The sequence below is a fragment of the Mesorhizobium sp. WSM4845 genome, from assembly GCF_055811455.1.
Window position 1 is genome coordinate 168,730 of sequence record NZ_JBVVQA010000001.1, and the last position, 12,165, is coordinate 180,894.

Sequence of the window (12,165 nt, forward strand, 5' to 3'; positions counted from 1 at the left end):
GGGGCGAACGCGCCCCGTCAGGTCTAGCATTCCGAAGGAGCTCCAGGAGCGGCAGGCCTTATTCCTCGATGCCCTTGGTGCCGCGCCGCTTGAGGTAGGCGTCCCAATAGAAATCGTCGGCATTTTCCGCGGTGACGATGGAAAAGCCGTTGTCGACGAAGGGCACGCTCATGCCGTTGAAGCCCGACCGCCGGGCGTCGTTCATCGGATCGATCAGTTCAGGATGCTTGGCCAGCCACAGCAGCATGAACCCCATATAGCCCTGCATGCCCTGGTTCGGGTTGACTGAGCCAAAGATTTCGCCGGCCTTGATCATGTCGAGGATCTTGGCGTTGACGTCGGCCAGCATGACCCGGATCTTGCCGCCGCCTTCCTTGGCGGCCTGAGCTGCGCCGATTGCCGAGTTGGCTTCCGGCATGAACACCGCGCCCAGATCGGGATGCGCCTGAGCAAGGCTGAGCACGGCCTGATAGGCCTTCGTCGCATCCTGGTTCGACGCCGCGCGGCCGACAAGCTTCATATCCGGCCATTTGGCTTCCATGCGGGCGATGAACGCGGCAATGCGCTTGTCGTGATTGTCCTGTCCGGGGTTTTCGAGGACCGCGTATTCGCCCTTGCCGTCCATCGCCTTGGCGACTGCATCGGCAGCATAGGTGCCTTCGGCGACGTTGTCGGAGGTGATGTAGGATACTCGTTTGGAGTTGGGCGAGTCTGCGGCGAATGTGACTACTGCCGTTCCCTGCTCAATGGCCCGATTGATTGGCTCGATGAAGGGATCGGAGTTCATCGGATGGACCAGGATGCCAGCCGGCTTCTGAGCCAGCGCCTGGTCGAACGTCGCTATTTGCTTGTTCACGTCGTATTCGGGGGTCCCGGTATATTCGGTCTCGCAGCCGAACTGTTTTCCAGCCTGCTTGAACATCTCGTAGACCGGGAACCAATATTCGACGCCGGAAACCATGACGTTCATGACGTATTTTTCACCCGGCTCGCACTTGAACGGGTTAGCGGCCTGGGCAGCGGCGTGGCTTGCCCCCAACACTGTGGTGGCGGCTGCCGAAATGGCGAGCATGCTCAAAAACTTTCGCAAGAGTCCTCCCTCGGCCGAAGCCTGGTCAATTGGGCGGTCGGACACTTGCGTGCCGCCGCTTGTGGTTGATGAGGCCGAACCTCCTCCCGAGGCCCAGCGGTTGATCATTCGCAGCAGTTGGCTCGAGTGTCAATAAAATTCACATACAGAAATATATTTCACAACTGCTCGTGCACCCGCCCGGCCGAGACGACAAGCGCCGCCATCGCAGCGGCTGTCCTCGTTCACGAGGACCGGCGCCGAAGCCGTTAGGGTCGCCAGTGTTGGTGAATGAACCGCCAGGCAAGCTCAGGTCAGCGGTTTCAACTGACCTGGCGATGCTTTCCTGAATGACCTACGACCGTTGTAGGTCAAGGCAGGCAGGGATTGAATGTCAGGGACGGGCCTTCTTCCCCTCTCAGGGGACTTCAGATCGTCCAGCCTTAGACATGCACGGCAATCGAATTGCGCTCCACCAAGCGGGCCGCCAGGACACGGTGCTCGAAAGGTAAGGTGGCCTCCGCCAGCCTCTTCAAGAGAAGCTCCGCCGCCGCCGCTCCGATCAAATGGGCGGGTTGCGCGATGGCTGTGATACCTTGTGCCACGAACTGCATCCAGTCGAGATCGTCGAAGCAAAGCAGCGAAACGTCTCCTGGAATCGCAAGCTTCAGTGCGGAAGTCGCCTCCAGAACGCCTGTCGACATCACACCGTCGGCAGTGAATAGGGCGGACGGCGCATTGCGCATCGTCAGCAGATCGAGCGCCTCTTTGCGGGCCGCCTCGCTGGAATAGACCGTCACGCGGCGGATCAACGGCAGATCTGGCTCGATTCCTGCGGCACGATGGGCTTCCAGATAACCCAACAGCCGTTGCCAGCTTGGATGGTGGTAGCGAACCTCGGCGCTGGAGAGGTCAGCGTTCGCGACAAACGAGCCGACATCATCGCGCTGGCCCGGACCTAGTTCGGCCAGTATGCCGATGCGGCTGTGTCCGGCCTCAATCATTGCAGCGATGCTGCTGCGCGTTGCAGACACGTTGTCGACCACCACGGTATCGGTTTCCAGGCCCGCCACGATGCGGTCGAACTGCACCACGGGACAGCGGGCCGCGACTGCCTCACGAAGATGATCCGGCTGATCCGCGAAGGTCGACGAGACGATCAAACCGTCGACCTGTTTTTCCAGCAGCAGTTGCACTGCCTCTCGCTCGAGTTCGGCATTTTCGTCACTATTCGTAACGATAACCCCGAAGCCGCCACGGCGCGCGACATCCCCTATTCCACGCAAGACGCTCGCGTAGAATGGGCTTTCGATGTCGCCGACCACAACTCCGATAGTCTGCGTCTTACCGGTGATCAGACCTTTTGCCAGGCGATTGGGGCGATAGCCCAGCGCTGTTGCGGCGGCGCGCACCTTCTCCTGAACCTCGGGGCTGCTGTAGCCATAGTCGCCAAGCACACGCCCCGCCGTGGCGGAACTGACCCCGGCCCGGCGAGCAACCTCTATGATGGTTGCGTTTTTCGACGATCTTTGAACCACTCAGCAAGCCCCGCCGCCCATTCGTGCGTCGTAACGACGAGCTAGTGGCAGTTAGGCCCGCCCCGCAAGCCCGAAAACAGCAGCACTCGCCGTTGCACACACTATTGCGTTCAGAGCACCTCAGACAGAAAGCGCCGAAGACGTGGGCTCTGCGGATTGTCGAAAAGGTCCGCTGGTCGCCCTGCCTCGACAATCCGTCCCTCGTCCATGAATACGACCTGGTTTGCAACCTTGCGAGCGAAGTTCATCTCGTGCGTAACGACGACCATCGTCATCCCGCCCCGTCCGAGGTCGGCCATCAAGTTCAGGACACCCTTCACCAATTCCGGATCGAGGGCGCTGGTGACTTCGTCGAACAGCATAATTTCGGGTTCGAGGGCCAGGGCTCGCGCGATGGCCACCCGCTGCTGCTGTCCGCCCGAAAGATTTGCCGGCCGATGGTCTTTTCGCTCCAAAAGTCCGACTTCATGCAGCCTCGCCAAGGCCGCGCGCTCAGCCTCCTCGCGTGACATGCCTTTTACCTTGCGCAGCGCCAGGGTGATGTTGGCGAGCGCACTGCGGTCGGGGAACAAGTTGAATTGCTGGAAAACCATGCCGACACGCCGCCGAAGCTGGTCAGGGGTCTGGCTGTAGATGCTTTCGCCATCGAGCAGGATGTCCCCGGCTCGACACTCGACGAGGTGGTTGAGGCAACGCAGCAAGGTCGACTTGCCTGAGCCGGATGGGCCGATCAGGCAGGTGACCGTCCCGGGCTCCACTTTCAGACTGACGTCATGGAGCACCTGGACGGCGCCGTAGGCCATGTCGATATTCTTGACCTCGATGCTGCCACCCTTGAAGCGTGCGGGCGACTTCGCTGCGCCCGGCAAACCTGCGTCAGCCAGCTCGGCGACTTCCTTGAGGCCGCTCTGCACGCCGCTGATACGCTTGCCGACGCGCATGCGCGCGTCGATGTAGTTGACGAGGTGGGTTAGCGGCACCGTGATCACGAGATAGAACACGCCGGCCAGCAAGAGTGGTGACAAATTGCCGGTCAGCACGGCCTGGTCTTGGCCGACACGGAACAGTTCGCGTTCGGAGGCGAGCAGGCCAAGGAAATAGACCAGGCTGGAGTCTTTGACGTTGCCGATGAACTGGTTGACCAGTGCCGGCAGGACGCGGCGGATGCCTTGCGGGATCACCACCAGGCGCATGCCTTGGCCATACGTCATTCCGAGAGTGCGGGTGGCGTCGATCTGACCACGCTCGACGCTCTGAATGCCGGCCCGGAAAATTTCTCCGATGTAGGCGCCGGCAATGAGGCTGAGTGCCAGAATGCCCAGCGGATAAGGCGATGGACCGAACAGATCGCGGCCCAACCGCGCGAAGCCCTGGCCAATGATTAGAATAGTCACAATGGCGGGAAGCCCACGAAAGATATCGGTGTAGATCCGTGCGAGGAGTTTCAGCGGCCGGTTTTCCGAAATCCCCATCACGGCGAGGACGATACCGATCAGCGTCCCGAAAAACGTCGAGGCGACGGCAAGGATCAGGGTGTTCTTGAGGCCGACCATCACCATGTTTGGCAGAACGTCTGCCATCGCCTGGAAATCAAGGAAGCTGCGGGAGAAGGTATCGAACCAGCTCATATCAGGTCCATCTATAACTCGGCCGGGCACCGTTGCTCACGGGCCCGGCCGGAAACACAGCAAAGTCGCTCGAACTCACTTCTTGGGCAGATATTGATCCGGCATCGGGGTGCCCGCGAACCATTTTTCGTGCAGCCGCTTCCAGGTGCCATCATCCATGGCCTCGCGCAGCGCCTTGTTCAGTGCCTCGCGGAAGTTATCGTTGCCTTTCTTGACGACGAACCCGGCTGGCGCATCGAAGGACGGTACGTTCATTGTTATCTTCAGGTTCTTGTAGCGTTCTACATACTGCTTGGCCGACTCATAGTCGGTGAAATGGCCATCGATCGTCCCGTTGTTCAGCGCCGCCACTGCGGTGTTGTTATCGGGGAACTTGACGATGTCGCCCTTCAGATTCTTCTCGGCATAGATTTCCTGCAGCGTCCCCTGGATGACGCCGATGCGCTTTCCGGCGGTGCTCTCATTGCTCGTCAGAGCCGGATCGGCCGAAATGATCGACAGATAGCCGGCGATATATCCGTCGCTAAAATCCACGGTCTTCTTGCGCTCCGCAGTCGTGCCAATCGCGGCGACAGCGACGTCGAAGCGGCCGTTGGCGACGGATGGCAGCAGCGCCGAGAATTCCTGGCCGGTGAAAACAATCTGCTCCTCCTTGAACCCGAGCCGGCGCGCCACGTCGCGGAAGAGTTCAGCATCGAAGCCGGTGAAGTTTCCATTGGCGTCGGTGAAGACGTAGGGCTTCGCATCGCCCATCGTTCCGACGCTGATCGCCATCGGGTCGATTAGATTGTAGGGGTTGTCGCTCGCCTTTGCCTGCGTGGACCAGGCCAATGTGCCAAATCCTGTCACCAACGCGACGGTCAGCGCCAGACCGCATTTCACCAGGTGGCGCCTGCTCGAATTTGTTTGCATGTCTTCTCCTCTTAATCGGCCGAACCCGGCCTTGCGGTTCCACTCGACGTCTGATCCATCAAAAATGCTCTTAGGCGGCGTTTCGTTGAGCGGATGAGAACGTTATCACTTCCCCTAGCATTATCCGTTCCTTGCGTCAATTGTTTCGGAGAATTTCGCAGCTAGACAGCTTTCCCGGGTGGAGCGTGCCGAGCCCCGCTAAGGATCTCGGGCGTCATGTTCCCGATATCTATTGCTGACGCATGGCCGATCGCGCCGTAGTACTGGCAGGTTGCAGCCGCCGCCTCTGCGGCATGGCGGAGAATGTCCTGAGGCGCCTCTTCGTTAAGCAGGCCGAGTAGCGTTCGGGCGATGAAGGTGTCGCCCGCGCCCAAGGTGTCGACGGGTTCGACCAGCCGCGCCGGAGTGTGGTAGGAGACAGAGTCTCTGTGAAGCACCGCGCCGGCTCGACCGCGAGTCACCAAAACCCACTTTGAACCACATGCAAGCAGCTCGGATACGACTGCGGCCAATTCCTTGTCGTCGAGACCATCCCCTGAGACGGAAGCCAGATAGCAAAAAGGTCCAATCTTGCGCCGGTGCTCCGGTTCCCGTCGCGTAGAAAAATCATAAGATAATAGAGAGTTACCTGACACTGAGGCAATCCAAGGGTCTAATCCGCTGGACTGGCCGATATGCACGGCCTGAAAGCCTGAGAGAAAATCCAGATCTTCATGCGTCGGCGTGAACATCGAAACACCGAGGTCGAAATCCAGGAAAATCCGATCGGCGTTGTGGTGACCTATGAGGCAGTAAGCGGTCGGCCCTTCGAGGCGCCGCAATCGGGTGATGTCAACGCGCTCCGACGCCAGTGCGGTGCAGATCAGGTCCCCGGCCCGGTCTTTTCCGATCGCTCCAACATAGGCCGACTGCCCGCCGAAGCGGCTCAGGTGGACTGCAACATTGAGGCAGTTTCCGCCAGGATACATCTCGCCGCGATCAAGGTAGCAATCGACCACGTTATCGCCCATCGCGGCAATCTTGACCATTGCAGGACTTTCAGCTTATAGGATGTGATAACGTTCGCACAATGACTGCTACCTGTCAATTGCGCGCCGACCCCAACTCTGTCAGCGAGACGAGGATGCTCATGATTTCCGCCCTGCCTGCCGACGTAGAACGCGCTCTGAACGCCACCGCGGGCAGGCAGTTTTCGCACCTCTTTCTCGTGGCGTGCGGCGGCTCGCTCTCGATCATGATGGCAGGCAAATACTTCCTCGACCGCCACAATGGGACATTCGCCTGTGACAGCTACAACGCGGATGAATTCGTCTGCCGAGATCCGCGGCGGTTGGGACCTGACACGCTCGTTGTCCTTTGCTCGCAGACAGGAACCACCAAGGAGACAGTGCGGGCGGCCAATCATGCCAGGACGCGAGGCGCAACGACAATCGGCATGACGCTCGACCAGACATCGCCCCTCGCGCGGGCGGTCGACCACCCGATTGCCTACCAGGCTTCGTACACGACGGGCAAAGCAATCGATGCAGCCTACAGCAATTACGGCGTGCTCTACATGCTGCTCGCCGGTTTGATCGATGCTCGGGAGGATGGCGGGCTAACCGGTGACCTGCTGATCTCCCTGGGCCATCTTCAACCGGCCATCGAGCGCGCGCACTGGGCCTACGCAGACCGGTTCGAGGCGTTTGCCCCTCGCTTCGCACCTCGAGAGGCAATCTACACACTAGCCAGCGGTGCCAGCTACGGTGCGGCCTATTCCTACGCCATCTGCGTGCTCATGGAAATGCAGTGGTACGACTCGCAGGCAATACACGCGAACGAGTTCTTTCATGGCCCATTCGAAGTCGTGGATAAGGATGCTTGCTTCATTGTCTTGCTGGGTTTGGATGAGACGCGGAGCCTTTCCGAACGCGCCCGCGATTTCCTTATCGAGTACGGCAGCCGGGAAAACATCCTGGTGCTCGATGGAGCCGAACTCGACCTCAGCGGTATGTCCGAACACATCAAACCCTATCTCGTGCCTTTGGTCTTCTTCGACACTCTATGGCGTTTTGCCTACAAGCTGGCCGGTTTGCGCGATCGGCCAATGCTCGAGGGCCGGCGCTACATGAAGAAGCTGTCGGACTACTAGTCCCGCCGCGCGTGTGGCGATCTCACACTCAGCCCATCTTCCGCGTAGAAGGATTTCTCTATGACTGCATCCCCTAAGCCGCGTCATGTCGTCGTTGTCGGCGCAGGCATCTTTGGCACATCGACCGCGCTGCACCTCGCCCGCCTTGGCCTTGATGTTACCATTGTCAACGACGGCGCGCCGTCCAATGGTGCATCCGGCCGTTCACTTTCCTGGCTGAACTCAGCGCGACGCGCGGACACTGCCTATCACCGCTTGAGGCTTGCAGGCATCGATCGTTATCGGACCCTGGCCGCTACAAGGCCGGAAGCCGCATCGTGGCTTCGCTTTGACGGCGGCCTCACCTGGGATGCAGATGACGAGGCGAACCAGATCGCGTCGATGTGGCAGTTGGAGCAGGATATTGGTTATGACTCGCTTCTGCTCGACCCTGCCGAAGTTGGCGCAGTGACGCCCGGCATCGATGCCAACGCGATCGCCCCGCAGGGCGCCATCTTCAATCCTGGCGAAGGTTGGGTCGACCTGCCGTCTTTGATCGATCGGCTGCTCAATGAATTCCGCTCCCGCGGCGGCAAGCTTGTTCAGGACGCTGGACGCGTGCGGATAGTTGCCACAGGCGGTCGCGCACGTGGCGTCATCACTGCTGGCGGTACGCCGGTCGAGGCGGATGCAGTCGTCCTTGCCGTAGGGCCAGCGACGCCTTGCATGCTTGCGGAGATCGGAGTCCATGTCCCCGACGCCACCCCGATTTCACTTCTCTTGAAGACCAAACCGATCAAGACCGACCTCCGTGCCGTGCTGAATACGCCGCGTGTTGCGGTGCGCCCGACGCCGGATGGCGCACTTGTTTTGGATTCGGCATGGTCGGAGGAAGAAGTCATGGTCAACTCAGACGGCACTTACACCGTGCACGACAAAACCGTAAAGGGACTGCTCGACGAAGCTACCGCGGTGCTCGACGGCAATCCGCGGCTCCAACTCGCAACCTACGCCGTTGGCCCGAAGCCTATCCCCGGCGATGGCGAGCCGGTGCTTGGCTCCGTCGAGACCGTCGCCGACCTTCACGTCGCTTTTAGCCACAGCGGCGCCACGCTTGGACTGATCGTCGGCGAATTGCTGGCCAAAGAAATCGCCTCCGGCAATCCGCATCCCATGCTTGCAACCTTCCGCGCCAACCGTTTCGGCTAAAAGGGCAATCGCGGCCGAGATCGAACTGTCCAGATGAGCCGCGGTGGCATTGCCCAGATGACCGCCTTCGGAGGTTGATCCGCGAAGCTGACTAGGATAACATGACAATCGTAGTTTAGTTTTAGCCGCGGCCGCAGCAAGGCTGGCCCTTCACGCGCGGCGCCATCAAAACCTTTGAAACTCAGCACAGAGCGCCTGCCCGGCGTCTGTGCGACATGGCGTCCGCAACGAATGATCGACAAGAATCAGATTGCAGCAGAACAGGCAACGTTTCGAGCCTTCGCAAACAGCTATTTGCGTGAGCTGAATTCCGGGATTCCGGTGTTCCACCGCATCGGAGAACGGAACTTCGATTGCGTGGAGATTTCCCTGCCGTCGCGGCATGCCGTGCTGCGCATCGAAATGAAATCCCGATCGCTTTGCGGAATGCACCTGTTTGGACAGATCTGGATTCGTCAGGATGCAGGTCCGAACTGGCACGAGATAGAACCGATCCTGGCCGTGCATCTACTTGTGTTGGGAGCCAGAGAAGCCGGATCGGCCACGCACCGACAAGCCGATCTGGAGCTCCTCGAACGGATTCTTCAGAGCTGTCAGGCGACGAAGCGTTACCTCGATGCCGCCGATCGGGCGCCGCCACCGATCGGCTTTATAGCCGCGGAACAATCCCTGTATTTTGGACATCCGCTGCATCCGACGCCCAAGAGCCTGCAGGGCATGTCGAACTGGCAGCAGGATGTCTATGCCCCCGAATTGCGCGGCGGTTTCCAGCTGGCCTATTTCGCCGCCGCTGCCGACCTCGCCCGCGAGGATTCCGCCGGCATCGCGGTGACCGCGATCGTCAGCTCACTGCTGGGGAATGACGCCGGCAAGGTCGCCGCAGGTAACGGCGAGATGCTCCTGCCCATGCATCCGCTTCAGGCGCAAGCGTTGATGCTCGACCCGGCGGTGCGCGCGCTCATGGATTCAGGGCAGATCCGGTATCTCGGCCCGGCAGGGCCGGTGTTCACGGCGACTTCTTCGGTGCGCACGGTTTACAGCGATGATGCCGCCTGGATGCCGAAATTCTCGCTGCCCGTCCGCATCACCAACTCGAAGCGCGTCAACAGGCGGCACGAGCTGGAGGCGGGCGTTGCGGTGGCGCGCCTGTTCGAGCGCGCCGGGATCGACATGTTCGAGCCGCGCCTCGGCTTTCTCCACGACAGCGCATACGTGACGCTGGATTTTTCCGGGCAGGCCGAGAGCGGTTTCGAAGTCATCTTCCGCGAAAACCCGTTCCGGGGCCGCGCCGACCACCCGGTGATCACCGTTTCGGCACTGACGGCCGAACCACGTCTCGGGCACAGCTCATTGTTCGAAACCGTCGTCCGGCGCGTCGCGCAGGATCATGATATCTCGGTGCGGCAGGCGTGCCGTCGCTGGTTCGAATGCTATCTCGACTGTGCGCTCGATCCGCTGGTCAAACTCTACGATCGGTTCGGCGTCGCGCTGGAAGCGCATCAGCAAAACAGCTTGCTTGACCTGTCGCAGCAGGGGCTGCCCAGCCGATACCTCTATCGCGACAGCCAGGGGTTCTACCTCTCGAACAGCTTCAGGGCCCGGTGGTATGGCCTGACGCCCGACATTGTCCAGATCCGCAGTCTTTTCTTCGACGACCGTGAGATTCGCGAGCGGCTCTCCTACTACCTCATCGTCAATCAGATCTTCTCGGTCGTCGCTCGCGCCGGGCATGACGGCCTGGCAAGCGAGGCCGAACTGCTCGCCATGCTGCGTGCGCGGCTCAAGAAGCTGGCGCAAGAGTTCACTGGCGCGGGCGGGGAATTCGCGACCAGCCTGCTGGACAAGCCGCACATCACCGCGAAGGCCAACCTGGCAATCCGACTGCAGGATGTCGATGAGCTGGCCGAGGGCGGCAGCGCCGTCTACACGCATTTTCCCAATCCACTCAGCCGTGTCAGGCTATTTGTCGCCGCGGAGCAGGCACATGCCATTGCCTCTTGATCTCCACGGCATCCCCGAGCTGCGTGTGATGCGCCAGCTCGCGGAAGCCCTGGTCTATGAGGGCCTGGTCGATTGCGCGGTGTCGCGAGACGGCGGGAAAGCCCGCTTCGAATGGCGCTGCGGCGGCGCCTCGATACGCTGCGAGGGATCGATCGGCGCCTTCGGCCGGGTCAGGGTTGTCGCCGAAACGATCGAGCGGGGCTGCGCCGGCCAATGGCGCCCGGCGACGCTCGGCGATCTCCTTGCGAGCATAGACACCTGCCCCGAACGGCGCGCGCAACTCACGTCCGAACTGGATCGGACGCTCGATTTCAGCGCCTGGAACCAGCTCAATCTCCGGCCCAGACCGCGCCGCGATCTGCCATTTGCGCAACTCGACAGCGCGATCGATGAGGGTCATCCCTATCATCCGTGTTTCAAGGCGCGCACCGGCTTCGACTACGCCGACCACGCGGCGTACGGCCCGGAAGCAGGCAACGCCTTCCAACTGGCCTGGCTGGCGGTCGCGCCCGAACGTCTGCACTCGGCGTTTCCCACGGACGAGCAGGCTTTCTGGATGCACGAACTCGGCACCGAAACCTACGCGCTGCTGGACGAGCGCCGTGCCCGGCTCGGCGACAATGCAAGGCGGTTTGGCCTGATGCCGCTGCATCCCTGGCAATGGAAAGCGTTACAGGGCTCGGAGCTGTCGCGCTGGCTGGCGGAGGGCTCCGCCGGTTTCCTCGGCCATGCCGGCGATCGCTATAGCGCCAGCCAATCCGTGCGGACGCTATTCAATCGCGATCACCCGCGACGCGCCAATCTCAAACTGCCGATGAATCTCGTCAACTCGTCGGCCAGGCGCATCATCGAGCCGCATTCGGTGTGCAGCGCGCCGTCGATCAGCCGCTGGCTCAAGGACATTGTCGCCAGCGATACGCTGTTCGAGGCGCGCTATCCGCTCACGATCCTGGCCGAATATGCCGGCACGATCGCAGATCGGGAAGGACCGCTGGCAGGACAGATCGCCGCGATCTGGCGGGAGGACGTTACGAGCAGCCTCCAGCCCGGCGAAACCGCGGTGCCGCTCAACGCGCTGATGGCCTTGGAGAGTGACGGCCAGCCGTTCGTCGCGGACTGGGTCGAGCAGTACGGGCTGGACGCCTGGCTCGACAGGCTTGTGGCTACGGTGGTGATGCCGGTGTTTCACCTGCTCGTCGGCCATGGCATCGCGACGGAAGCGCATGGCCAGAACTTGATCCTGATCCATCGCGATGGCTTGCCCGTGAGGCTGGCGATGCGCGACTTCCACGACAGCGTCGAATATGCGCCGGGCTTCCTGCGCGATCCCTCCATTGTTCCCGACTTCCTCGCCTTGAACCCCGCCTATCGTGACGCCGCGCCCAACCAGTACTACTGGATGGAGAGCGCCGATTTGCTCGGCGAGCTCTGCCTGGACGCGCTGTTCGTTTACAACCTCGCCGAGATCTCGCATCTGCTGCGGCATTGTTACGGCCTCGACGAAGACAGCTTCTGGTCAGGCGTCGGCAGGCAGTTGCAGGACCATTGCCGGCAGTTCGGACTGACACACCGGCAGGCCGCGCTTGGCCTTTTCCAGCCACGCATCCGCACGGAATCGCTGCTGCGACGCAAGCTCGCGCCACCGGGCACCGAATGCGCTCACGAAATCCCAAACAGCCTTGCAGTCGCGTAAGGAGA

Annotated in this window: 9 protein-coding genes; 4 read left to right on the top strand and 5 right to left on the bottom strand. The window is 61.1% G+C overall.

From position 1 onward, the window contains the following. Positions 1 to 58: 58 nt before the first annotated feature. From AC0L2C_RS00790 to AC0L2C_RS00810, 5 genes are all read right to left on the bottom strand, one after another. Positions 59 to 1,090 (bottom strand): substrate-binding domain-containing protein, encoded by a 1,032-nt coding sequence (locus tag AC0L2C_RS00790; RefSeq protein WP_027156384.1) that lies wholly within the window; start codon positions 1,088 to 1,090, stop codon positions 59 to 61. Positions 1,091 to 1,512: 422 nt separating this feature from the next. Next, entirely contained in the window at positions 1,513 to 2,607 is a 1,095-nt protein-coding gene (locus AC0L2C_RS00795; RefSeq protein ID WP_287374676.1) for a LacI family DNA-binding transcriptional regulator, read from the bottom strand. 110 nt (positions 2,608 to 2,717) lie between these two features. Next, positions 2,718 to 4,235, bottom strand: a complete 1,518-nt coding sequence (locus tag AC0L2C_RS00800; RefSeq protein WP_473522477.1) for an amino acid ABC transporter permease/ATP-binding protein — start codon at positions 4,233 to 4,235, stop codon at positions 2,718 to 2,720. A 75-nt stretch (positions 4,236 to 4,310) separates the two neighbouring features. Next, a complete protein-coding gene (locus tag AC0L2C_RS00805; protein ID WP_287244877.1) occupies positions 4,311 to 5,147 on the bottom strand; it encodes an ABC transporter substrate-binding protein in 837 nt (278 codons plus the stop codon). A 161-nt stretch (positions 5,148 to 5,308) separates the two neighbouring features. Continuing rightward, positions 5,309 to 6,175 (bottom strand): PfkB family carbohydrate kinase, encoded by an 867-nt coding sequence (locus AC0L2C_RS00810; protein WP_287374682.1) that lies wholly within the window; start codon positions 6,173 to 6,175, stop codon positions 5,309 to 5,311. 95 nt (positions 6,176 to 6,270) lie between these two features. On the opposite strand from AC0L2C_RS00810, the gene AC0L2C_RS00815 reads away from it, so the two are divergent. The 4 genes from AC0L2C_RS00815 to AC0L2C_RS00830 all read left to right on the top strand — a co-directional run bounded on the left by AC0L2C_RS00815 (position 6,271) and on the right by AC0L2C_RS00830 (position 12,160). Continuing rightward, positions 6,271 to 7,278, top strand: a complete 1,008-nt coding sequence (locus tag AC0L2C_RS00815) for an SIS domain-containing protein (protein ID WP_473522478.1) — start codon at positions 6,271 to 6,273, stop codon at positions 7,276 to 7,278. Positions 7,279 to 7,338: 60 nt separating this feature from the next. Beyond that, positions 7,339 to 8,466, top strand: a complete 1,128-nt coding sequence (locus tag AC0L2C_RS00820) for an NAD(P)/FAD-dependent oxidoreductase (RefSeq protein WP_473522479.1) — start codon at positions 7,339 to 7,341, stop codon at positions 8,464 to 8,466. A gap of 231 nt (positions 8,467 to 8,697) precedes the next feature. Further along, complete coding sequence (locus tag AC0L2C_RS00825) at positions 8,698 to 10,467, top strand: IucA/IucC family protein (protein ID WP_473522480.1); 1,770 nt, start codon at positions 8,698 to 8,700, stop codon at positions 10,465 to 10,467. Next, complete coding sequence (locus AC0L2C_RS00830; RefSeq protein ID WP_473522481.1) at positions 10,451 to 12,160, top strand: IucA/IucC family protein; 1,710 nt, start codon at positions 10,451 to 10,453, stop codon at positions 12,158 to 12,160. The genes AC0L2C_RS00825 and AC0L2C_RS00830 overlap by 17 nt, the downstream gene beginning before the upstream one ends. Positions 12,161 to 12,165 lie beyond the last annotated feature (5 nt).